The sequence below is a fragment of the Streptomyces boninensis genome (genome assembly GCF_048572725.1).
Taxonomy (GTDB): Bacteria; Actinomycetota; Actinomycetes; order Streptomycetales; family Streptomycetaceae; genus Streptomyces; species Streptomyces boninensis.
This window is the reverse complement of sequence record NZ_CP183837.1, coordinates 2,791,965-2,814,447: the sequence shown is the minus strand read 5'-3', so window position 1 is coordinate 2,814,447 and position 22,483 is coordinate 2,791,965. Positions and strand designations below refer to the sequence as shown.

Below are 22,483 nucleotides of genomic sequence, written 5' to 3'. Positions count from 1 at the left end.
ACGCGGTCCGGCGCGGTGGGTGACAGCGTTCCCGCCATGAACCCACTCACGAGTCGAGAGCCCTTCAACCGCCGCCGCCTGCTGGCCACCGCGCTCGCGGCCGGCGCGACCGTGCCGCTCGGGCTTGCGGGGCCGGTGTCATCCGCCGCGAGTGCGTCGCCCCCGCCGCGGCTGACGTTGCCCGCGCCCACGGGTCCGTATCCGGTGGGCATGGTGGCGCTGCACCTGCTCGGGCCTGCAGCGCGCGGACGCCGCCGGGAGCTGATGGCGAGCGTCTGGTATCCGGCACGGGAGACCTGGGACGCCCGGGAGGCCCGGAACGCCCCGGCCGCCGAGCGGCATCCGCGGGTGCCGTGGATGTCCGACGCCCTGCTGCGCGAGCTGCTCGCGTCCGCGGGCTTCCCGCCCGGTGCCGTACGGGCGCCGCTCACCGCCGGTCGCCGCGGGGCCCCGGCGCGGCGGCTGAGCGGCGGCCGGGGGCTGCCCGTCGTCGTGTACTCCCACGGCGCGCACAGCCACCGCGCCGACCACACCGTGATCGTGCAGGAACTGGCCAGCCACGGCTACGCGGTGGTGACGCTGGACCACACCGACGACGCCTTCACCGAGTTCCCCGACGGCCGCACCCTCGTCCCTTCCGAGGACCCGCAGGACTCGATGGGCCCGGCGGACTTCGCCGCCGACATCCGCTGCGTCCTCGACCGGCTGGCGGACCTGGCCGCGGGCCGCAATCCGGACCTGGAGGGACAGCCGCTGCCCGCGCACCTGGCCGAGGCGCTCGACCTGCGGCGCATCGGCATGCTCGGCTGGTCGAAGGGCGGGACGGCGACGGCGCACGTCATGGCCGCCGATCCGCGGGTGTGGGCCGGACTCGGCCTCGACGGGCCGATGATCCCGGCCATCAGCGCCGGCCTGAACCGGCCGTTCATGATGATGACCGCCGAGTTCACCCGGGCCGACGAGCCCGCGGTCGCCGACTTCTGGCAGCGGCTGCGCGGGTGGCGGCTGAACATCCAGGCCGAGGGCGCCGTGCACTCCTCATACGGCGACAACCAGGTGCTCATCCCGCAGCTGGCGGAGGCGGTGGGCATGAGCGACGCGGAGCTGCGCGGTTACATCGGCACCCTGGCCCCGCACCGTGCCGTCCGCATCCAGCAGGCCTACCCGCGCGCCTTCTTCGACCTGCACCTCCGGCACCGGGGCGGGCAGCTGCTCGACGGTCCGTCCCGGAAGTTCCCGGAGGTGACCTACCTGCCATGACGCCCGACGGCAGGCCGCGCCTACGCCCCCAGCTCGACGGCCAACCCGCTCACCGCGACCGCCACTTCACCGGTGTACGCCTCCCGCGCCGCCGCAATCGCGGCCGCGGGATCCGTCCCCGGCCACAGATGCGTCAGCAGCAGCCGCCCAACCCCCGCCCGCGCGGCATCCGCACCCGCCTGCCGCGCGGACGACAGCTCCGCGGCCAGGTCCGCCGGCACCTCGTACGGATACGTGGCCTCCGCCACGAACAGGTCGACGCCGCGGGCCAGCTCCGCGATGGCGGGGGTCGGGGCGGTGTCGCCGGTGTACGCCAGCGCCCGGCCGCCCGCGGTCACCCGCAGGCCCGCGTTCGGGCGGGTGTGCGGCAGCAGCTGCGTCGCGACCCGGAAGGGGCCGACCGTAAAGGCCGCTCCGGGCTCGAACTCCCGCAGGTCATAGGCGTCGTCGAGCATGCCCGGCCGGTCCAGAGCCAGGACGGCGTCCAGCGACCCCGGCGTGGCGTACAGCGGCAGGGGCGGCGGCGGCACGTCGGCCATGGCGCGGGCGCGCAGCAGCGGGTTGAGGTCGGCGCAGTGGTCCGGGTGGCCATGGGTGACCACGACGGCGTCCACCTGCTCCGCCCGCACATACTGCAGCAGCCGCGGCAGCGCGGCGTACCCGAGATCGAGCACCAGCCGGCACCCCTCGTACTCGACGAGGAAGCCGCTGCACGCATCCCCGGCCGCGGGCCACGCCCCGCAGGCGCCGAGCACCGTCAGCCTCACGGGAGCACCGCGTACGCCCGCACCGTGAACGTCCCCATGCCCTCCACCCGCGGCGGCGCGCCGTGGAAGCGGAAGCCGTCAGGCGGCAGTTGCTCCAGGCCGCGGAGGTGCTCGACGATCGGGGTGCCGGCGCCGAGGAGCAGGGTGTGGGCGGGCCTGGCGCCTTGCGGCGGGGTGTCGTCGATATTGAGGGAGTCGATGCCGACGAGGGCCGCGCCCTGCTCGGCGAGCCACTGCGCCGCGTCCTCGGTGACGTAGGGGTGCTCGCCGCTCGCGTACGCCTCCGTGCCCCAGTGCCGCGCCCAGTCCGTGTGCAGCAGCACGGCACGTCCGCGCACGTCGTACGGCAGCAGCGCGGCCCGGTCGATGGCGCGGCCGGCGGCGCCGGTCAGGCGGATCACGAGGCCGTCGAGGTCGGCCAGCGAGGAGAGCGGGAAGCCGGAGAGGTCGGTGCCGTCGGCGTAGCGGTGGAAGGGGGTGTCGACGTAGGTGCCGGTGTTGGAGCAGAGGGTGATCATCCCGATCTGGAAGGTGGTCCCGGGCGCGTACGCGGCCTTGGACGCCTCCCGGGTGAGGTGATCGCCGATCACGGGGGCCGGCAGCCCCGGATACGTGACCATGCCCTCCCGTACGACATGGCTCAGCTCCACCAGCCCGCGCGGGCCGTCCCCGGCGGCAGCGGCGACACCTCGCCCGCCCTTGTGCGCCTCGCGCACCATGCGCTTATTGCTGATGGCGACCTCGCCGACCATCAGCAGCCCGAGATGCCGTACGAACAGCTCGGCGAGCTCGCCGTCCTCGATGCTGTCGCCCGGCACGTCCAGCCGGAAACCCTGCACCTGCAGCGCGCCACCGTTGGCAAATGCCACCTCGGCGTCGAATTCGACCCGCCACTGCTCCGTGTCGCTCATGGTCCCCTCCCGGAAGGCTGCTCGTCGGCAGAATGATCGCATGACGACCCGCCTGGCCATCCGCCCCATGACGTCCCGGCAGCCCGCCGAACCACACCGTGTCGCCACCCCGCTCGAGCTCCTCTTCGACCTGGTCTTCGTCGTCGCCGTCGCCCAGGCCGCGGCCGGACTGCACCACGCCGTGGCCGAGAATCACGCGGCCACGGGTGTCACCGGCTTCGTGATGGTCTTTTTCGCGATTTGGTGGGCGTGGATGAACTTCACGTGGTTCGCCTCCGCCTACGACACCGACGACGTCCCGTACCGGATCGCCGTCTTCGTGCAGATGACGGGCGCGCTCGTCGTCGCCGCGGGGGTGTCGCGGGCGATGGACGACAAGGACTTCACGGTCATCACCTTCGGCTATGTGCTGATGCGCCTGGCCGCGGTGTCGCAGTGGCTGCGCGCCGCGGTGTCGGACCCGGAGCGGCGGCGGACGTGTCTGCGGTACGCCATCGGCATCACGATCGTGCAGATCGGCTGGGTGCTGCGGCTGCTGCTGCCGGACGGCGCGCCGGGCATGACCGGCTTCGTCGTGCTCGTCATCGCCGACCTCGCCGTCCCGGTCTTCGCGGAGCGCGGCGTCAGCACGGCCTGGCACCCGCATCACATCGCCGAGCGGTACAGCCTGTTCACCATCATCGTGCTGGGCGAGTCCATCCTGTCCGCCACCGTCGCCGTGAAGAGCGCGATGGACGCTGAGGACGAGATCGGGTACGCGCACCTCGGCCTGACCGCGATCGGCGGGCTGCTGATCGTGTTCTCCATGTGGTGGCTCTACTTCTCGAAGCCCGCGCATGACCTGCTCACATCGATTCGCAAGTCGATGCTCTGGGGCTACGGCCACTACCTCATCTTCGGCTCGGCGGCGGCGGTCGGCGCGGGTCTGGCCGTGTCCGTCGACCACGCCGCGCACAAGGCACACATCGGGTCCCTCGGCGCGGGCCTCGCCGTCACCGTGCCCGTGGCCGTCTTCCTCGTAACGCTGTGGCTGCTGCACCTCCGGCCGCATCACGCGGGCCGCGCGCATGGGTGGGTCGGGCCGGTGGCCGCGGTCCTGGTGCTCGCGGCGAGCTTCACCGGGGAGCCGGTGCTGGTGACGGGGCTGGTGCTGGTCGCCGCGATCGTCGTGGGGGAGTACACGCGCGATCGTACGGAGGGGGCCGGCCAGGACTAGCCAGGAGCGTCGGCAGGGGAGTCGATCAGCCAACGCGACGTGAGGGCGCGGATGTCGGCGCGGGTGCGGCCGCCGTGGTCGGTGACCATGAAGGGGTCGGCGATGTAGAGGGAGAAGGCGATGACGCAGCGGGCCTCGACGTCGTCCTCGTCGGCGCAGAACGTGCGGAACTGCGTGCGCAGATAGTCCATGCGGCGGTTGTCCACGCGGCGGAGGCGCTCGGCGACCGCCGGGTCGCGCCGGGCCCAGTCGCGGATGGCGAGGTCGGTGGTGACCTCGGTGGTGAGTCCGTCGCCGGTGTCGACGATCTCGAAGAGCTGACGCAGCTGCGCCTTGGCGTCGTCGTCGCCTTCCTCCTCGACGCGGGCGACGAGCTCGTCGGTGACTTCCCGTTCCCAGTACGCGAGCATCTCGTCGAGCAGGGCCTGCCGGCTGCCGAAGAAACCGTAGAAGCCACCCCGGGTGACGCCGAGGGTGGTGGCCAGGGCATCGATGCGTACGGCATCGGGGCCGCCGCCCTCCCCGAGGGCCCGCAGACCCTCCTCGATCCACCGCTGGCGCGGGGTGCGGGCGATCGCCATGACCTGCTCCTTTCTTGGGGACGGGGCTCTGGGAACGGCCCATTTATACAGCACTGTACAGACGCTGCTACGCTCCATCTATACAGTCCTGTACAAATGAAGGGCCGACACCATGCGACTCCCCTCGACCGCGCTCACCCGCTCGGCGGGCTGGCTCGCGGTGGCCTTCGGTGCGATTCACACCGTCGTGGCGCCGCTGGACGACCGTGACGCCTGGTCAGAGATCTTCGACCAGGGCCTGTGGAACACCATCTCGCTGGACGTCACCCCCGCGAACCTGGCCTACTCCGAGGCCTTCTGGGTCGCACCGGGCAGCTTCGGGGTGCCGATGCTGCTGATCGGCGGTTTGGTGTTGTGGGCGGTCAGGAGGGGGGAGCGAATACCGGCGCGCTTCGGCTGGGTGATGGCCGTCTGGGGCGCGGTGCTGGCGGTGCTGTTGCCCGTGTCGCCGGCGTGGGCGGTGTTGCTGATCGGGGTGCTGCTGGTGGCGGCGGCGTACGCGCCCGACGAGGACGCTCGGGGCGCTCGGGCTGCGCGGGCCGGGCGGGCCGGGCGGGCCGGGCGGGCCGGGCGCTGAGTGGAAGGCCGCGACGCAATGATCCGCACGGTGATCCCCCTGACCCTCGCATCCGCCCTGACCGCGATCGGCCTGCTGCACTTCCTCTGGGTGTTCACGCCCTGGCCGATGAAGGACGCGCTGACCTTCACCAAGACGATTGCCGGGAGCGATGACGGCAAGATGCCGTCGGCGTCGAGCACTGCCCTGGTGGGTGTGGCGCTGGTGGCCGGGGCCGTACTCACGCTGATGGTCAACGAGTCCGTCGGGGCGCCTGGCCCGGAGTGGCTGCGGCTGGCGGCGATGTACGTCCTGACGGCCGTGCTGCTCGTCCGCGGGCTGGGCGGCTACTTGATGAACTCCGGCACCGCGGCCGAATTCCAGCGGCTGAACTCCTACCTGTACTCACCGCTGTGCGTAGCACTCGGTCTCCTGGGCGGCGTCGTCGCGGTCGCCGCGACCAGGCGCTGACCCCGTAACACGACGAATCCCACCCCGCAGACACGGAGGTATGGCAATGAGACTCCCCAAGTCCGCCCACGCCGAACTGCCCTGGCGCATCCACGAACTCGCGCCGGACTTCGGGATCGAGGACGTGTGGGCGCTGCCCACGCCAGGCGGCGCAGACGAGTTCCCCTCGCTGCTGTCGCAGTTGGAGCTGTGCGACTTCCCGGACAGAGACGCCCCGTTCCTGGTCCGCTTCCTCTGGGCTGCCCGCTGGAAGATCGGCGGCGTGCTCGGATGGGATCGGGAGGAGAAGGGGCCGGCGATGGCGGGCGTTCCGTTCGAGCCGCTGTACGCGACGGACAAGGAGTTCGTGGCGGAGATGGCCAACCAGACGGTGCACACGCTGATGCACATGGGCTGGGTCCCTGACGGTAAGGGCGGCTACCGGGGCCAGATGACGGCACTGGTGAAGCCGAACGGCCTGCTTGGTAAGGCGTACATGACCGCGGTCAAGCCATTCCGGTACGTGCTGGTGTATCCGGCGCTGATGCGCAACATGGAGAGCAACTGGAGGGTGCGGGCGCAGGCGGGGCCGTGAGGATGGGGGTGCTTGCTGCTTGCCTGCCGCTGCTTGCTTGCCTAGACGTACGGCGGCGACGGTGCCGTCACGATCCGATGCCAGGCCGTCCGTGCCGGACGGAGCGGGTCGGTTGGCATCGGATGGTGACGGCCGCGTCGCCGTGTTCCGTTCCTGACCGGTGCGGGAAACGGAGGGCTGGCTACGGAAGGGAAGAGGGGGTGGGGCGCCTTTGGTCTGCCGGGCGGGGGTTTGGTGGGTGGGGGAAGGCGGCGGGTGGGAAGGGTGGCGCGTGGAAAGGCGGCGCGTGGAAAGGCGGCGCGTGGGAAGGGCGGCGGTGGGATGGGCCGCATCCCGGCAGCGGCCCGCAGTCTGGCAGCGGCCAGCCGTCCGGCAACTGCCAGCCGTCCGGCAGCTGCCAGTGGTTCCGGCATCTGCCGGCGGGCCGGCGGGCCAGCGGGCGGCCGGCGGGCCGAGACGAGGCCAGCCCCCCGGGTCATCGCGGAGCGGAGCAACGGGCGGGTGGGTGGGCAGGCGTGCGTTTCGGCGTCAGTGGCCCGCGTGATCGGCAGAGTCGTCCTTCGAAGCCGGCGCGCCCTTCTCGCTGGACTTTTTCGTCGACATCGGCCGGTGCTTTCCGGCCACCGTGCCATCCGGGTTCTGGACGATCAGCATGCCCGCCATCCGCTGGTCCGAGTGGGACTGGACGTGGCAGTGGTACATCCAGTGGCCCGACCCCACCAGTTCACCCGCCACCACCTGGAATCCGAAGGAGTCGCCCGGCCCGCAGATCTTGTTGTCCGTGAGCGGCGTCGGGTCATCCGCGCTGGTCAGGAACCCCGTGCGGTTGTCTGCCCAGCGGTGTCCGTGCAGGTGGAAGGTGTGGTAGAGGTCGCCGTGGGTGATCATCAGGATCTCCACGCGGTCGCCCAGCTTCGCGGTGAAGTTGGGGGTTTCGTCGCCCGCGGCGCCCGTCTTGTTGTTGATCGTCATGTCGTTGAAGACGATCGTGAAGGTCTTGTCCGGGAGCGGGTCGCCCTTGCGGCGGACGATCAGGCCGCCGTACAGGCCCCGCCGCACGCCGCCCGTGCCGTGCTCGGTGCCCACGATGTGGTCGTGGTAGTGCCAGTAGCCTGCGCTGCCCGCCACGATCGTGCCGTCGGAGCGCTCGCGCTGTGCGTGCGAGGACCAGGTGTAGGTGCGCTTGCCGCCCGCCGGCACGACACTGTCTGTCATCGCCGTGCCATCGTTGTCAATGGTGTAGTCGACGCCGTGCGGGTGGATGCTGACCGGGACGTCCAGGGTGTTGTTGAGCTCTATGACCAGGGTGTCGCCCTCGTCTATCACCAGCAGCGGGCCCGGGATCGTTGCCTTCCCCGGCTCCAAGCCATAGCCCAGCTGGTTGTTCGGGAGGGCCTCGGCGTACATCTTCACGTTCTTGACCACGCCCTTCACCTCCGCCCCGCCCGGGTCCGCCGCCGGGCGCCGTGCGGCGCCCGTGGACAGCGCGGCCGTCGGGACCACCACCGCTGCCGCGGCGCCGGTGGTGAAGGTTCTCCTCGAGAAGCGACGCTCCGGCATCCGCTCGCCTGCCCTTCCGCAATGATCTTCCGCTACGAACCGGGTACTTCCGGCACGGGATGGTATGAGCACGACAAGAGTTTGAACAGTCACAGGACAAAGTTCGTTGAAACTTGGTAGTAGGTATTGGCGAGTGGAGGAAAGCCGTCTAGCTTCCCCCCGACAACGCTGTCACTTCAGAGGGGCGGGAGTGCGATGAGGCGCAGAGGCCGGACGGTACGCGGCTGGGCAGGTGGTGCCATTGCCACTGGCCTTGTCATGAGCCTGATGCTCGGCGGTGGTGGCCAGGCCGCCGCCCGCAGCGACGCACCGCCCGCCGCGGACCCGCCGGGCGGCAACCAGCCGGGCAAGGTGGACGTGCTCGTCTTCCACGGCAAGGACGCGGCCGACCCGGTGACCGCCGCCGGGGTGAAGGCCATCACCGAGCTCGGGCAACAGGCCCCGGCCGACCAGAAGTTCGACGTCAAGGCGACCAACGACCCCGCCGTCTTCAACGACGCCGAGCTCGGCACGTACAACGCCGTCGTCTTCCTCTCCGCCGCCGGCGACCTGCTCAGCGACGCGCAGGAGGCCTCCTTCACCAAGTACGTCAAGTCCGGCGGCGGCTTCCTCGGCATCCACGACTCGGCGAAGGCCGAGCCCGCCTCCGAGTGGTTCACCAGCCTCATCGGCAGCCGCCCGGCCGCCACCAGCCCGGCGGACGTGCAGACCGCCACCGTCGAGGTCGGCGACCGGCAGCACCCGAGCACCAAGGGGCTGCCGCTGGAGTGGGCCCGCAAGGACAGCTGGTTCAACTGGGCGCCCAACCCGTCCGGCAGCGTCCACACCGTCGCCCGCGTCCGCGAGCGCTCGTACGCACCGGGCGAGGGCAAGAACGGCTGGGACCACCCGATCTCCTGGTGCCGCGACTACGACGGCGGCCGGTCCTTCTACACCGGCATGGGCGGCACCGCCGCCAGCTTTACGGAGAACAACTTCCGCAAGCACCTCTTCGGCGGCCTGCTCTGGACCACCCGCCTCTCCCGCGCCGACTGCAAGGCCACCATCGACGCCAACTACAAGGCGGAGCGGCTGACCAAGCCCAACCAGCCCGAGCAGCAGGACCAGATCGGCGAGCCGCACGGCCTCGACGTCGCCGACGACGGCCGGGTCTTCTACATCGGCCGCGGCGGCCGCTGGCCGAGCGCGCCGGTCGTCACCGACTGGAACAACCCCGAGATGGGCAAGGGCCCCGGCACCATCCACATGTGGGACCCCAAGACCCAGCAGGTCACCAAGGTCGGATCGCTCGACGTCTTCGGAAACAAGGGCGGCGGCGACGAGCTGGTGAAGGTCGAGGAGGGCATGCTCGGCATCGCCCTCGACCCGAAGTTCGCCGAGAACGGCTACGTCTACCTGCACTACACGCCGCACTCCGGCCTCGACCGCGCCAAGCACCTGGCCGAGCGCCGCGTCTCCCGCTTCCACATCGACCCGGCCACCAACAAGCTCGATGCGGGCAGTGAGAAGACCCTCCTGAAGTGGTCCGTCCAGGCGCACAGCTGCTGCCACGCCGGCGGCGGCATGTCCTGGGACTCCAAGGGAAACCTGTACATCGCCACCGGCGACAACAACTCCTCCCGGTTCAGCGACGGCTACTCCGGCAACAACCCCGAGCCGAACTTCGGCGGCGTCTCCTTCGCCGACGCCCGCCGCACCGCGGGCAACACCAACAACCTCAACGGCAAGATCCTCCGCATCCACCCGGAGGCCGACGGCACCTACACCGTCCCGAGCGGGAACCTCTTCACCGGCGAGGAAGGCGGCGGCGGCAAGGCCCGTAAAGAGATCTACGTGATGGGCGTCCGCAACCCGGCCCGGATCTGGGTCGACCCGAAGACCGACTATCTGTACGCGGGCTGGGTCGGGCCGGACGCCGGTGAGCCGTCGGCGACCTGGGGCCCGGCCAAGTACGACACCTTCGCCGTGATCACCAGCGCGGGCAACCAGGGCTGGCCGTACTGCATGGGCAACCGGCAGCCGTACCGCGACCGCAACCTGCCCGACCCGACCAAGCCCCTGGACTGGTACGACTGCCAGCACCTGGAGAACAACTCGCCCAACAACGACGGTCTCACCGACCTCCCGCCGGCCCGTAACAACACCATCTGGTACTCGCCGCAGGGCGGCGGCCCGGACTACCCGCGGGACGCGAACGGCATCCCGAGCTACAAGCTGGGCGAGGAGAAGTTCCTGCTGCCGTGGCTCAAGGGCGGCGGCCAGGCGACCATGAACGGCCCGGTCTACCGCTACAACGCCGACAAGGCCGGCGACGGGTCCTGGCCCTCGTACTGGAGCGGCAAGTGGTTCGTCGGCGACTTCTACGACCAGGACCAGCCGCGGCACGCCGTGCTCATGGACCCGGGGAACATGGGCGGCACGCCCATCCATGCCGAGTCGCTCGCGAAGATGATCCCCAAGGGCAATGACGGCATCAAGAACCTCATGGACTGGAAGTTCGGCCCCGACGGGACCCTCTACGTCCTCGACTACGGCCGCGGCTTCTTCAACTACGACGACAAGTCGGCGCTGTGGCGGGTCACCTACACCGGTGGCGCCCCGACGCCGAGCGCGGACCAGGTGGTGGGCAACAAGTGAGGGAGAGACACCGGATCATGACGCTACGGCGCCTGCTCATCGCGCTGCTCGCCGGCTGCCTGGCGCTGCTCTCGCCCGGGCTCACCGCGCAGGCCGCGGACCCGGACGCGGAGCGTTCTGAAGCCGCCCAGGTGCTGAACTGGACGGCCGACAACAACATGCACCAGTACAAGTCCCAGCCGTCGACGGCGGTCGCGGGCGCGACCACCATCGTCTTCGAGAACAGTGCGGCCACCGGCAACACCACCGGCATGACGCACACGCTGACCTTCGACACCTCCACGCCGGGCTACAACCACGACGTGGCGGTGAACCTCACCGCCTCCCCGAACGACGCCCAGGGCGGCAAGTGGCAGGTGGACGTCAACCTCACCCCGGGCAAGTACCGCTTCTTCTGCGCCATCCCGGGGCACGAGATGATGACCGGCGAGCTGATCGTCACCGACGGCGGCCCCGACACCACGCCGCCGGAGACGAAGGCCGAGGTGACCGGCAACAAGGACACCGACGGCAACTACGTGGCCAGCGCCACCGTGAACCTGGCGGCGACGGACGCGGGCTCGGGCGTGGACCGTATCGACTACGCGGTCGACGGCGGCGAGTACGCGGCGTACGAGGCGCCGGTCGTGGTGAATACGGTCGGCGACCACACGGTCAAATACCGGGCCACCGACAAGGCCGGCAATGTCGAGGCCGAGAAATCCGTGGCCTTCAAGGTCGTCGAGGCGCCGGGCGGTGATGCGACGCCACCCGAAGTGTCCGCGGAGGTCACCGGGGAGAAGAACTCCGCCGGCTACTTCAAGGACATGGCGACGGTGACGATCACCGCGAAGGACAACGAGGGCGGCTCCGGGGTCGGGAAGATCGAGTACTCGATCGGCGGCGGCGCCTTCACCACCTACACCGCGCCGTTCATGGTCCACGCCCTCGGCACCCACACGGTGACGTACAAGGCCACCGACAAGGCCGGCAACGCCGCCGAGCCGAAGACGGTCACCTTCACCATCGCCCCGGGCAACCCGAACCCCGACCCCAACTGCGCGGAGAACGACGACCGGCCGATCGTCTTCGTAGGCGAGGAGACGACCGGCGTCCCGAACCGGGTCACCGGCACAGGCTGCAAGATCAATGAGGTGATCCAGGACGAGAAGGCCTGGCCGGGCCACGCCCGCTTCGTCAAGCACGTCAAGGAGCTCACCACCAAGTGGCGGGGCGATGGCGTCCTTGACCAGGCGGAGAAGGCCGAGATCGATGCGGCGGCGCAGGCCAGCACCGTCGGCGTCGACGGCAAGGGCTACAAGAAGATCTTCGATGGCACCCAGGACACCTTCGGCAAGTGGGAGCAGGTCGGCGGCGGTTCCTTCGGTCTGAACGGCGACGGCTCGATGACGTCGGGGACGGCCAAGGGCGGGCTCGGGATGCTCTGGTATCCGGCCCAGAAGTACGGCGACTTCTCGCTGAAGCTGCAGTTCCGCGACGACGCGCCATCGACGAACCGCGCCAACAGCGGCGTCTTCGTCCGCTTCCCGCAGCCGCACGACTTCCCCGGGGAGTCGCGGCCGGAGTGGGTGGCCATCAAGTACGGCCATGAGGTGCAGATCTTCGACGGCGACTACGGGGACCAGTACAAGACCGGCTCCCTCTACGGCTTCGACGTCAACAACCTCGGCGAGGGGATGGCGACGGACAAGGGCGTCTGGAACGACTACGAGATCAAGGTGGTCGGCCAGCACTACTCGGTCTACCGCAACGGCATCCTGATCAACGAGTTCGAGAACAGCCCAGGCCAGCTCTTCTCCCCGCCCCGCTCGGACGACCCGGGCACGGACGGCAGGCAGCGGGTCCAGGGCTACGTCGGACTCCAGGTGCACGGCACGACGGACGTCATCTCGTACCGGGACGTCCGGATCAAGGCCCTGTAGGCAGCGGGAGCGGGATCGTGAGACCGGCCTTCACGGCGTCGAGGACGACGAGCGTCTCGTAGCGCTTGATGTTCTCGTCGCTCTTGAAGAGCCGGTCTCCGAGCTCCTTGCTGTGCCGCAGGCTGCGCGCGGTCAGCATGACCACGTAATCCCAGCGGCCGGTCACCGCATAGCACTGCTGCACATACGGCGAGTCCCGCATCCGCTCGGAGAACGCTCGATGGTGCTCCGGCGACTCCACGGCGAGCGTCACCAGGATCGTCGAGAGCACCGCGGGCCCGGCCTGCTCCGGGTCGAGGACGGCGACCTGGCGGGTGATCAGGCCCGCCTTCCGGTAGCGGGCGATGCGCCGCTGCACGGCGCTCGGCGAGAGGCCCACCGCCTCGCCGAGGTCGTGCAGGGTGCGGCTCGCGTCCTGCTGGAGCAGGTCGAGGAGGTGAGTGTCGAGCTCGTCGAGCCGGATCCCAGTCACGCAAGAATCTTGCGCTCAGCCGGGAGAATTTTCAATCGCGTACGACGCCCTCCGGGCTAGCTTCAAGGCATGGATCTCGCTACGGAAATCGACCTGGACCCGGAGCGCATCGAGCGCGCCCTCCACACCATCGACCCCGTCTTCCGCGACAGCCCGCAGTACGTCGATGAGCAGCTGTGTGCGGCGCTCGGGCGGCGGGAGGTGACGGTGAAGCCTGAGACGGCCAATCCGGTGCGTAGCTTCAAGGGGCGGGGGGCCGGGAATGCGATTGCCGGGCTGCCCGAGGGGAGTCATCTTGTCTGCGCCTCTTCGGGGAACTTCGGGCAGGCCGTGGCGTATGCCGGGCGCGCCCGCGGCATGCGCGTCGATGTCTTCACCCTCGATGACCCCAATCCGCACAAGCTGGCCCGGATGGAGGCCTTCGGGGCCCGGGTCACCGCCGCCGGACCCGACAGCAGCACGGTGCGGCAGCGCGCGAAAGCCTTCGCCGACGAAGGGCAAGGGCGGGTGTTCCTGGAGGAGTCGCGGATGGCCGCGATCGCCGAGGGCGCCGGGACGATCGGGGTGGAGCTGCTGCGCCGCGGGCGGTTCGACACCGTCGTGCTGCCCGTCGGCGACGGGGCGCTGATCAGCGGCGTCGCGTGCTGGATCAAGGCGAACGCGCCCGAGACGCGGATCGTCGGCGTCAACGCCGAAGGCGCGCCCGCCATGTTCCACAGCCGCCGCGCCGGCCACCCGGTCGCGCTCGACCGCGTCGAGACCATCGCTGACGGCATCAACCTCCGCGAGGTCTCCGCTACGGCCGTCGGCCGGGTACGCGCCCTCGTGGACGACATCGTGCTGGTCCCGGACACCGCGCTCACCGACGCGATGGCGCTGGCCGCCGACACCCTCGGCATCCTGCTGGAGCCCGCGGGAGCGGCAGGGCTGGCCGCCATCGCGACCTGCGACATCCCCGGCGACCGCCTGGCCACGGTGCTGACCGGAGCCAACCCGCGGCCAAGCGAGGGGAGATGACGCATCTCCGCTACGCCGGCTTGCCCAGCTCCTCGAAGAGGCTCGAGAAGCCGTGCCCGCCATGGCCGTCCGCGATCCGGCGGTCCATCAGCCGCTTGACCTCGCGCATCCGGACGGTGTCCACGCCCGCCGACTCGCGGTGGCTGATCATGTCGTCCATCAGCGCCGCCTGCACGTCGAGCGAGCCGAGGTCGGGCCCGTACGCCCCGGAGGTCACCGCCTGCGCCATCGAGGACAGCAGCCCCGGATAGGCGGGCAGCGAGCCGCCGACCCGCTCGGCGAAGGCGGTCAGGTCGACGCCCTCGGCCTGCACCAGCTTCAGCGTGTGCAGGAAGCCGATGAGGAGCTCGTACGACACCGCCACCTGCGCCAGGAACTCGACGGCGGCGGCGCCGGCGTCCTCGCCGTGATACGCGATGGTGCCCAGCTCCTGCAGCGTCGCCTCGTGGGCGGTGAAGGCGTCGCGGGAGCCGCTGAAGGGGAAGATGATGTCCGGTGTGCCCACATACGGCGGGTCGCCCATGATCTTCCCGTCGATGTATTCGGCGCCGCGCTCCCGGGCCCAGCGCTCGGTGGCCCGGGCGTGGGCGGGGGAGCCGCTGGTGACATTCACTATGGCCTTCCCCGCCACCGCGGAGTCGGCCGACCCCAGCACCGCGTCCACCGCCGCCCCGTCGATGAGCACCACGACGACGAGCGGGCTCGCCGCCACCGCCTCCGCGGCGGTGGCGGCCACGGCGGCGCCCGCGTCGGCGAGCGGGGCGGCTCTGCTCGGGGTGCGGTTCCAGACGGTGGTGCGGTAGCCGCGGTCGAGGAAGGTCCTGGCGATCGCGGAGCCCATGTCGCCGAGGCCGAGTACGGTCACAGACTTTTCGATCTCTTCGGTAGCCATGATCGGGACGCTAGGTGCTCAACCGCGGTTGAGGTCTAGTCGCTTACGGATATGACTCGGCCCCGGCAGCCCGCTACTGCTGCCGGGGCCGAGGGCCGAGGGGGGGCACGTCACGGGGTCAGCACGTACGAATCGCTGGCGGCGCGCTGCGGCGGGACCGTCCAGCGCGGCTCGGGCGCCGCTGCCACCGCCGGCACCGGCTGCGTCAGCGCGAACACCCCGCGCGCCGCCACCACCGCCGCCGCCAGCGCGACGGCCGCGCCGAGCGCGCCGCCGCTGAACTGCTCGCCCAGCAGCGTCAGTCCGACCAGCGCCGCCACCGCGGGGTTGACCAGGTTCGAGGTGGCCAGCGGGGCGCCGAGCCCGCCGCGGTACGCGGCCTGCGCGAGCATCAGCCCGGCCGGGGCCAGGGCGATCACGGCCGCGGAGGTCAGCAGGGCCGCGAGGTCCAGGGACGGTCGTACCGCCACCGTCTGGGTCAGCACGGACCCGATGCCGAAGGCCACGCCGGAGGCGGTCGCGTGGGCCAGGCTGCGGACCGTGCCGCTACTGGTCCGCAGTGCCGTCATGCCGAGTGCGGCCAGGGCGAGGGCGGTTGCCGCCACCGTGATCGCGACCTGGGTGGGGGAGAGGACCTGGTCGGGTCCGGTGGGCCGGGTCAGCAGCACGATGCCGGCCAGGCCGGTCATCGTCAGCGCCGCCCCGCGCCACTGCACCCGGCTCACCCGGCGGTGCACGACGGCGGCCTGCAGCGGCAGCGCCAGCACCAGGGTCAGCGCGCCGAGCGGCTGGACTATGGTCAGCGGGCCGTACCGCAGGGCGAGTACGTGCAGCGCGGCGCCGGCCAGGTTCAGCCCGACCGCCAGCCACCAGCTGCCGCGCAGCAGCGCCTTCGCGGTCGAGGCGCCGCCCGCGGAGACCCGCTCCTGGAGGACGGCGGCACCGGCGTACGCGGCTGCCGACACGAGCGCCAGAAGCAGCGCCACCGCGAGGCTGTTGAAGCCGTTCATGGCCGTACCGTCCCCTCTTGTCTTCCCTGCCTACGTCATAAATCTAGGATCTATATAGGACAGATACTGTCCGCCATGGGCGCTGTTCCGTCGCTCATCTGACGAGGCAGCCACCGGCTTTGTGACAGCTCCGCCGCCAGGTGTGACGGGTGTCTCGAACCCGTCACACCTACTGACCCGCGGGGGCCGCAGGATTCATCGCGAGGAGCGGTTCGACGGCCTCGTCCTCCTCCGCCGAGCGCGCCACGACCGTCGGGCCGCCGTCCGTACGGCGCCGCTGGACCAGGCTGCCGAGCGTCACTAGCAGCAGACCAGCGCCCGCCCAGATCCCGAGCACCAGCACCGGGCCGCTCGCCGCGCTGCCGTCGAAGAAGGCGACCGAGCGCAGCAGTTGGCCGCCCGCGCCCGGCGGCAGCCACTGGCCGAGCATGCCGAACGGCTGCGGCAGCATCTCGGGGGCGGAGGTGAGGCCGGAGAAGGGGTTGCCCAGGAAGACGTTGAACAGCGCGCCCACGCCGATGCCGGCCGGGCCGAGCAGCGCGGCGAACCCGGCCACCGCGGCGCTCCCGGCGAGCGCGGTCAGCCCGAAGGCACCCGCCTCCGCCCACCAGTCGCCGGTCAGGATGCCCAGCCAGCTGTCCGCGATGGCCGCGCCGACGAGGCCGATCCCGGCTGCCGCGCCGACCAACGCGATGACGGCGCGGGTGCCGCGCAGCCCCATCATGGTCACCGCGGCGCCCGCCATCACCCCGGCGAGCGCCATGGGCAGCACGCTCGACCCCAGCGCGGAGCCGCGCGGGTCGGTGGCGGGCGCGGCCACCACGTCGGCGGTGGTGACCTTGGCGCCTTCCGGGGCCTGTTCGGTCGCGGCGGTGGTCAGCAGCTGCGCGACCGTGGGGCTCGCGGCGGTGGCGGTGAGCACCTTCGGGCCCTGGTCGGTGACGACGAAGGCGCCGTAGATGTCCCGGTCCTTGATCGCCTCGCGGGCCTGGGCCTCGGTGTCGTACGAGGTGACATCGAAGGCGTCGCCGCGGGCGCCGAGCTGCTGGGCTAGCTGGGCGGTGGCATTCGGTGGTCCGGCCACTCCGACCGGGAGGTCGCGTGGCGCCAGCCGGGCGGCGGGCCAGACGAAGGCGAGGAGGGCGAGGGCGATCACGACGGGGACGAGGATCATCGCGATGAGCGTCTTGCGGTTCTGCTGGGCGGCGGGCATCGGGGGCCTCCGGGCGACGGTGCCGGTGTATCGGTCTAGGCGATTTAAGAGAAGGATCGTTCGTTTTTACGTCATGGGCCACTGTCCTCCCCGCCCGTCGACTTGTCAAGAATGAACGTTCGTTTTAGGCTGGGGAGCATGCCCCGCGTATCCCAGGCACACCTCGACGCCAAGCGCCGCCAGATCATTGAGGGCGCCAAGCGCACCTTCACCCGCAACGGCTTCCACGCCTCGTCCATGCAGGACGTGCTGGGCGAGACGGGCCTGTCGGCGGGCGCGCTGTACCGCTACTTCAAGGGCAAGGACGAGCTCATCCTGGCGGTGGCCGCCGAGGCGTTCACGCAGATGCGGGAGGCCTTCGAGTCGGCCATCCACGAGAAGCCGCTGCGGCCGCTGCACGACGTGATCGCCGGGGTGCTGGACGTCGCCTTCACCAAGCAGAGCGAGGCGGCGGGCGCGCCCGACCCGCAGGCCTTCCCGCGGCTGATCATCCAGGTCTGGGGCGAGGCGGCCCGCAATGAGCCCCTGCGCCAGGCGCTCATCGACGGCTACGTCCGCATGCGCGGCATCTGGGGCGAGCTGATCGCGATGTATCAGGAGGCCGGGCAGCTGCGCACGGACATTCCCACCGACCACATCGTGCGCACGCTGATGGCGGTCGCCCAGGGCTTCATCATCCAGAAGGCGCTCTTCGGTGACGACGCGGGCGAGGTGATCAGTGAGGGCCTCCGCGCGCTCACGACGATGCGCGCGGAGGAGACGGAAGGCTGACGCTCAGCGCGGGCTGATCTCCATGCGGATGTCCTCGGCCGCCCACAGCACGAAGCGCTCGATGGGCGTGACGGTCTGCCCGGGCGCCAGCTCGAAGCGGAACCGCTTCAGCAGGACCGCCAGCACCAGGGTCGCCTCGACCATCGCGAGTGCGGCGCCCTCGCAGCTGCGCGGGCCGACGCCGAAGGGAATGTACGCGAGCCGGTGGCGGTCGGCGGAGGCTTCGGGGGTGAAGCGATCGGGGTTGAAGACCTCGGGCTCGGGCCAGTGGTCGGGGTTCATGTGCACGGCCCAGAACGGGTAGAAGATCGTCGTGCCCGCGGGGATCGTGTAGTCGCCCAGCCGGAATTCCTCGGTGGCCTCCCGGGCGCCGTACGGACCCGGCGGATACAGCCGCATCGCCTCCCGCAGCACCCGGTCCAGGTACGACAGCTGCCTGAGGTCGCCGTAACCGGGCACCTCGCGATCGCCCAGCACCCGGTCGACCTCCTCGGCGACCCGGGCGGCCGCCTCCGGGTGCCGGGACAGCAGGTACAGCGCCCAGGAGATGGCGACCCCGGTGGTGTGGTGCGCGGCCATCATGGTCATCAGCACCGTGTCGCGGATCCGCGGCGCCGACTCGCCGGCCGCCGCCAGCGCCGCGACGAGATCGCTCTTCTCGGCCGCCGCTGCGCTGCCCTGGTGCGCGGCGAGCACCTCGTCGACCATCCCGCGCAGATACGTCAGGCCCTCCTCGGAGCGCGTGCGGCGCTCCTCCTCCGCAACCCCGACGTCCACCTGATAGAGCCGCGCCAGCTGATCGGTGAGCAGGTCCTCGAAGGCCGACACCACCCGCCCCGCCGTCTCCTCGGACTCGAAGCCGCTGCCCAGCGCGTACTCGCACACCATCTGCAGCGACAGCCGGCTGAGATCCTGCTGCAGCGCGACCGGCCCGCGGGCGGCGGCCTCCGCCCACCGGTCGGCCATCGCCGTCGTCAGGGCGGTGAACTGCGCGAAGTGCGCCTCGTGCGACGGCCGTCCGGCCAGCACCTGCAGCATGACGCGCCGCCACGGCACATGCTCGGCCTCCGGCAGCGTCTGCACATTGCCCGACTCCTGCAGCGGCACCAGAAACTCGAAGAGCTTCTCCGGCCGCTTGTTTATCTTCGCGGTCGCCTCCAGGAGCACCGGATCGGCCACCGAGACCGCCATGTCCGCACCCGGCAGGGGGAACCGCACCACCGGGCCGTACTCGGCGTGCAGCTGCAGCTGGTAGTTGTGCAGCCCGCCCGCCGCCACGATTGCCTTGACGCCGTCGCTCTCCGCGGGCGGTCCGGGGATCCGGTCGATGCCGTGGTCCGGCATGGCGCTCCTTCCGTACGTTGTGTCCCGGTAACTCGGCGGTGTCGAACGGGTGTTGGCCGAAAACCGGGAAGGCCAGGTGGTTATGCTCGCATGCCTGCACCTACTCTGTAGTACGACCGGGACACGATGGGAGGCCTCGATGAACAAGCCGTCAGCGGCCGGCGGAGCCAGCAGGCCGAAGGCGCCGCTCGACTTGCGGACGCCCAACGTCCCCCGGATCTACGACTATTTCCTCGGCGGCAAGGACAACTACGCCGCCGACCGGGAGATCATGGAGGAGGTCAGGCAGCACGTCCCGGACGCGCCGGTGCTGGCCCGGGAGAACCGCGCCTTCCTGCAGCGCGCGGTGCGGCACCTGGCCGCCGCGGGCATCCGGCAGTTCATCGACATCGGCTCGGGCATGCCGGTCGAGGGCAGCGGGTACGGGAACGTGCACGAGATCGCCCAGGAAATCGCTCCTGACGCGCGCGTCGCCTACGTCGACATCGACCCCGTGGTGCTCACCCACAGCCGGGCGCTGCTCGGCAAGGCGCCCGGGGTGGCCGTGCTCCAGGGCGACGTCCGGAGCCCGGAGGACATCCTGGCCGCCCCCGAGCTCGACGGCGTCATCGACTTCGACGAGCCCGTCGCCGTCATCATGCTCCTGCTGCTGCACTTCGTACGCGACGAGGACGACCCGGCGGGCGTCGTGGCCCGGCTGCGCGCCGCCCTGGCGCCCGGCAGCCACCTGGTCATCACGCACTCCACCTCGGAGTTCGACACCGACGGCCGGGTGCAGAAGGCCGCCGATGTCTACGAAAAGGCCGGCGCGCCGCTCACCCTGCGCAACCGGGCGGAGATTCTGGGCCTCCTCGACGGCTTCGACCTCCTCGACCCGGGCCTGACCACCATGTCGCTGTGGCGCCCCGAGCCGGACCCCGCATCCCCCGCACGACCGGAACCCGGCTGGACCGTGCCCCCCGGCGCCGACCGCCAGTGGATCCTGGCGGGGGTCGGGCGTAAGACCGAATAGGGCCTGTTCCGCCGGTCCGGCCGCTCCGGATGGAATTCGGCACACGACGAAAGGCCCCATCCGAAAGCGGGAATAGCGGAGAGGCCTTTTTCGCCGGGACGACGACGCAATCAGAGAGCCGTGCCCAGCAGGCCGCCCTCGTTGCTCTTCTCGTACTCGTTCACGTCACCGCACTGCGCGTTGTTGCCAAAGCCCAGAGCGCCGCTCACCGCGCCGACGCCGGCCGCACCGGAGGCGACATTGTTGGCCGGCTGGCCAAGGCACTGCAGGCCCGTGATCGGGAGGAAGCTCGGAGCGTTGACGTCGCCGCCGTCCAGGGCCGAGGCGCTGCCGGCGGAGCCCATGGCGATACCGGCGGCGACCAGGGCGGTGGCGATGTACTTCTTGCTCATGATGAGCCTTTCAGTCGAAGTGCATTGAATACTGCTTGATTACTGCGAGTACTCCAACTGGCCTATCCGCCATCGGTAACGGCCGCGGGTGCCGGGTTCTGCCGCTTGCCTCCCTGCGGGTTAATCGGATGCTTTTCAACGGATGACCCCGCCCGGTTCGTTGACGCCGTCGTGCGCTCACTTCACCGCGCCGCGCGCGAACCCGTTGTAGATGTACCGCTGCAGGAACAGGAAGATCAGCAGCGAGGGCAGGATCACCAGGATCACCCCGGCCGAGATGTTCTCCCAGTGCGCGCCGAACGGGCCCTTGAAGCGGAAGAGCGACGTGGAGATCACGCCCAGGTCCTTCGCCGGCATGTACAGGAACGGGATGTAGAAGTCCTGGTAGACCGTGATGCCCTTGACGATCACGACCGTCGCGGTCGCCGGCTTCAGCAGCGGGAAGATGATCTTCCGGTAGATGGTGAAGTAGTTCGCCCCGTCAAGACGTGCCGCCTCGTCCAGCGACACCGGGATGGCCCGTATGAACTGCAGAAAGATGTAGATCGACACGATGTCGGTGCCCATATAGAGCAGGATCGGCGCCCACCGGGTGTTGAAGAGCCCCATGCTCGTGACCACCTGGAAGGTCGCCACCTGCGTCGTCACGCCCGGCACCAGCGACGCGAACAGGAACAGCCCCACCACAAGCTTCCGGAAGCGGAAGTCGAAGCGGTCGATCGCATACGCCGTCATCGACCCGATCACCACCGTCCCGGCGACCGCGAAGACCATGATGAAGCCCGTATTGACGAAGGCCCGCAGCATCTCGCCGTCGGTGAAGGCGGTGGCGTAGTTGGAGAAGTTCAGCCAGTCCCCGGGCAGCGCGAACGCGGAGTCGTCCGCGGCCGCCTCCTTGGAGGTCTTCAGCGACGTCAGGAAGATGACGACCAGCGGCACGATCACCACCGCCGAAGCCAGCACCAGCGACAGATACTTCAGCCCGGTCGCCGTAGCCCGGCGGGCGGCCATTCCGGTCTCGCTCACGTCAGTTCCGCCTTCTCGTCGGGTACGAGCCGTCGCTGCAGCCACGTCACCAGGAGCACCAGGGCCAGCAGCACGATGGCCGAGGCCGAGGCCAGGCCGGTTTTGTTGAACTGGAAGGCCAGCTTGACCGTCTGGATCACGAAGGTCTGGGTGTCCGTGGCGCCGCCGGTCATGATGTAGGGGATCTCGAAGACCGAGAGTGAGCCGGAGACCGCGAGGATCACCGACAGGCTGATCACCGGCTTGATCCCGGGCGCGATCAAATGCCGGAACTGCTGCCACTTGCTCGCCCCGTCCAGCTCCGCCGCCTCGTACAGCTCGCCCGGAATCGACTGGATCGCACCCAGGAAGAGCACGAAGTTCAGGCCCATGTAGCGCCAGACCGACACCGCCGCGAGCGAGGTGTTCGCCGACTCCGGCGAGCCCAGCCACGCCCGGTCGCCCTCGTAGCCGAAGAGGCTCAGCACCGAGTCGAGGGTGCCGCCGTCCTGGAAGAAGTAGAGGAAGACGAAGCCGATCGCGACGCCGTTGATCAGATACGGGAAGAAGAGGATGCCCTTGAAGAGGTTCCGGAAGCGGGTGCTGAAGCTGAGGATCACCGCGAAGTACAGGGCCAGGACGATCTGCAGGGCGGAGGCGACCAGGTAATAGACGCTGACCAGGAAGACCTGGAAGCGGTCCGGGTCGGTGAAGAGCTCGGTGTAGTTCTCCGCGCCGACGTAACTGCGGGCCGGGCTCACCCCGTCCCAGTCGGTGAAGCTGTAGTCGATCAGGCTCGCCACGGGGACGTACGTGAAGGTCACCAGCAGGGCGAGCGGAGCCGCCAGGAACAGCCAGGGGGTGAGCCCGGCGACCCGGCGGCGCAGCGCGTCTTTCATG

At 70.2% G+C, this 22,483-nt stretch carries 22 protein-coding genes; 10 read left to right on the top strand and 12 right to left on the bottom strand.

The window, feature by feature from the left end; translation table 11 throughout:
• The first annotated feature begins 36 nt into the window (after nt 1-36).
• On the top strand, nt 37-1,260 hold the full coding sequence (locus ACNNMR_RS12720; protein ID WP_419994693.1) for an alpha/beta hydrolase family protein: 1,224 nt from the start codon (nt 37-39) through the stop codon (nt 1,258-1,260).
• A 20-nt stretch (nt 1,261-1,280) separates the two neighbouring features.
• Here ACNNMR_RS12720 and ACNNMR_RS12715 read toward each other — a convergent pair whose 3' ends face one another.
• Complete coding sequence (locus ACNNMR_RS12715) at nt 1,281-2,027, bottom strand: MBL fold metallo-hydrolase (RefSeq protein ID WP_419994692.1); 747 nt, start codon at nt 2,025-2,027, stop codon at nt 1,281-1,283.
• Nucleotides 2,024-2,938, bottom strand: coding sequence for a cyclase family protein (locus tag ACNNMR_RS12710; RefSeq protein WP_419994691.1), 915 nt, complete (start codon nt 2,936-2,938; stop codon nt 2,024-2,026). The genes ACNNMR_RS12715 and ACNNMR_RS12710 overlap by 4 nt, the downstream gene beginning before the upstream one ends.
• Before the next feature lie 40 nt (nt 2,939-2,978).
• Between ACNNMR_RS12710 and ACNNMR_RS12705 the strand changes: the two genes are divergently transcribed.
• Entirely contained in the window at nt 2,979-4,154 is a 1,176-nt protein-coding gene (locus ACNNMR_RS12705) for a low temperature requirement protein A (RefSeq protein ID WP_419994690.1), read from the top strand.
• Here ACNNMR_RS12705 and ACNNMR_RS12700 read toward each other — a convergent pair.
• Nucleotides 4,151-4,735, bottom strand: a complete 585-nt coding sequence (locus tag ACNNMR_RS12700; protein ID WP_419994689.1) for a TetR/AcrR family transcriptional regulator — start codon at nt 4,733-4,735, stop codon at nt 4,151-4,153. The two genes, ACNNMR_RS12705 and ACNNMR_RS12700, sit on opposite strands and share 4 nt — an antisense overlap.
• A gap of 112 nt (nt 4,736-4,847) precedes the next feature.
• Here ACNNMR_RS12700 and ACNNMR_RS12695 point away from each other — a divergent pair, with 112 nt between their 5' ends.
• Genes ACNNMR_RS12695 through ACNNMR_RS12685 form a run of 3 tightly spaced genes read left to right on the top strand, consistent with a single transcriptional unit; the run spans nt 4,848 to nt 6,336 of the window.
• Nucleotides 4,848-5,312: a DUF6463 family protein gene (locus ACNNMR_RS12695; protein ID WP_419994688.1), complete on the top strand. Its 465-nt coding sequence runs from the start codon at nt 4,848-4,850 to the stop codon at nt 5,310-5,312.
• Between the two features lie 30 nt (nt 5,313-5,342).
• Nucleotides 5,343-5,762, top strand: coding sequence for a DUF3995 domain-containing protein (locus ACNNMR_RS12690; RefSeq protein ID WP_419994687.1), 420 nt, complete (start codon nt 5,343-5,345; stop codon nt 5,760-5,762).
• A 46-nt stretch (nt 5,763-5,808) separates the two neighbouring features.
• On the top strand, nt 5,809-6,336 hold the full coding sequence (locus ACNNMR_RS12685) for a DUF2867 domain-containing protein (RefSeq protein WP_419994686.1): 528 nt from the start codon (nt 5,809-5,811) through the stop codon (nt 6,334-6,336).
• Between the two features lie 528 nt (nt 6,337-6,864).
• On the opposite strand, the gene ACNNMR_RS12680 is transcribed toward ACNNMR_RS12685, so the two are convergent.
• Complete coding sequence (locus ACNNMR_RS12680) at nt 6,865-7,896, bottom strand: multicopper oxidase domain-containing protein (protein WP_419994685.1); 1,032 nt, start codon at nt 7,894-7,896, stop codon at nt 6,865-6,867.
• A 267-nt stretch (nt 7,897-8,163) separates the two neighbouring features.
• On the opposite strand from ACNNMR_RS12680, the gene ACNNMR_RS12675 reads away from it, so the two are divergent.
• Together ACNNMR_RS12675 and ACNNMR_RS12670 are read left to right on the top strand one after the other, a co-directional pair.
• The gene (locus tag ACNNMR_RS12675) at nt 8,164-10,533 is read left to right on the top strand and encodes a ThuA domain-containing protein (protein ID WP_420000342.1); all 2,370 of its coding nucleotides are present in this window, start codon (nt 8,164-8,166) and stop codon (nt 10,531-10,533) included.
• A 17-nt stretch (nt 10,534-10,550) separates the two neighbouring features.
• Nucleotides 10,551-12,455: an OmpL47-type beta-barrel domain-containing protein gene (locus ACNNMR_RS12670; protein ID WP_419994684.1), complete on the top strand. Its 1,905-nt coding sequence runs from the start codon at nt 10,551-10,553 to the stop codon at nt 12,453-12,455.
• Here the strand turns inward: ACNNMR_RS12670 and ACNNMR_RS12665 are convergent.
• Nucleotides 12,442-12,927 (bottom strand): Lrp/AsnC family transcriptional regulator, encoded by a 486-nt coding sequence (locus ACNNMR_RS12665; RefSeq protein WP_419994683.1) that lies wholly within the window; start codon nt 12,925-12,927, stop codon nt 12,442-12,444. The genes ACNNMR_RS12670 and ACNNMR_RS12665 overlap by 14 nt on opposite strands.
• Nucleotides 12,928-12,996: 69 nt before the next feature.
• On the opposite strand from ACNNMR_RS12665, the gene ACNNMR_RS12660 reads away from it, so the two are divergent.
• Nucleotides 12,997-13,944, top strand: coding sequence for a threonine ammonia-lyase (locus ACNNMR_RS12660; RefSeq protein WP_419994682.1), 948 nt, complete (start codon nt 12,997-12,999; stop codon nt 13,942-13,944).
• Between the two features lie 10 nt (nt 13,945-13,954).
• Here the strand turns inward: ACNNMR_RS12660 and ACNNMR_RS12655 are convergent, their stop codons facing one another.
• From ACNNMR_RS12655 to ACNNMR_RS12645, 3 genes are all read right to left on the bottom strand, one after another.
• Nucleotides 13,955-14,836 carry an NAD(P)-dependent oxidoreductase gene (locus ACNNMR_RS12655; protein ID WP_419994681.1) on the bottom strand — a complete coding sequence of 294 codons (882 nt, stop codon included), beginning with the start codon at nt 14,834-14,836 and terminating at the stop codon, nt 13,955-13,957.
• 110 nt (nt 14,837-14,946) lie between these two features.
• Complete coding sequence (locus ACNNMR_RS12650) at nt 14,947-15,846, bottom strand: DMT family transporter (RefSeq protein ID WP_419994680.1); 900 nt, start codon at nt 15,844-15,846, stop codon at nt 14,947-14,949.
• 169 nt (nt 15,847-16,015) lie between these two features.
• Nucleotides 16,016-17,059 (bottom strand): ABC transporter permease, encoded by a 1,044-nt coding sequence (locus ACNNMR_RS12645; RefSeq protein WP_419994679.1) that lies wholly within the window; start codon nt 17,057-17,059, stop codon nt 16,016-16,018.
• A gap of 138 nt (nt 17,060-17,197) precedes the next feature.
• On the opposite strand from ACNNMR_RS12645, the gene ACNNMR_RS12640 reads away from it, so the two are divergent.
• Nucleotides 17,198-17,830, top strand: coding sequence for a TetR/AcrR family transcriptional regulator (locus ACNNMR_RS12640; protein WP_419994678.1), 633 nt, complete (start codon nt 17,198-17,200; stop codon nt 17,828-17,830).
• Nucleotides 17,831-17,833: 3 nt separating this feature from the next.
• On the opposite strand, the gene ACNNMR_RS12635 is transcribed toward ACNNMR_RS12640, so the two are convergent.
• Nucleotides 17,834-19,174 (bottom strand): cytochrome P450, encoded by a 1,341-nt coding sequence (locus tag ACNNMR_RS12635; RefSeq protein ID WP_419994677.1) that lies wholly within the window; start codon nt 19,172-19,174, stop codon nt 17,834-17,836.
• Nucleotides 19,175-19,313: 139 nt separating this feature from the next.
• Between ACNNMR_RS12635 and ACNNMR_RS12630 the strand changes: the two genes are divergently transcribed.
• The gene (locus ACNNMR_RS12630; RefSeq protein ID WP_419994676.1) at nt 19,314-20,186 is read left to right on the top strand and encodes an SAM-dependent methyltransferase; all 873 of its coding nucleotides are present in this window, start codon (nt 19,314-19,316) and stop codon (nt 20,184-20,186) included.
• Nucleotides 20,187-20,296: 110 nt separating this feature from the next.
• Here ACNNMR_RS12630 and ACNNMR_RS12625 read toward each other — a convergent pair whose 3' ends face one another.
• The 3 genes from ACNNMR_RS12625 to ACNNMR_RS12615 all read right to left on the bottom strand — a co-directional run bounded on the left by ACNNMR_RS12625 (nt 20,297) and on the right by ACNNMR_RS12615 (nt 22,482).
• Nucleotides 20,297-20,578, bottom strand: a complete 282-nt coding sequence (locus ACNNMR_RS12625; protein WP_419994675.1) for a hypothetical protein — start codon at nt 20,576-20,578, stop codon at nt 20,297-20,299.
• A 177-nt stretch (nt 20,579-20,755) separates the two neighbouring features.
• Nucleotides 20,756-21,589 (bottom strand): carbohydrate ABC transporter permease, encoded by an 834-nt coding sequence (locus tag ACNNMR_RS12620; protein ID WP_420000341.1) that lies wholly within the window; start codon nt 21,587-21,589, stop codon nt 20,756-20,758.
• Between the two features lie 11 nt (nt 21,590-21,600).
• Complete coding sequence (locus tag ACNNMR_RS12615) at nt 21,601-22,482, bottom strand: carbohydrate ABC transporter permease (RefSeq protein ID WP_419994674.1); 882 nt, start codon at nt 22,480-22,482, stop codon at nt 21,601-21,603.
• Nucleotide 22,483: the final 1 nt, after the last annotated feature.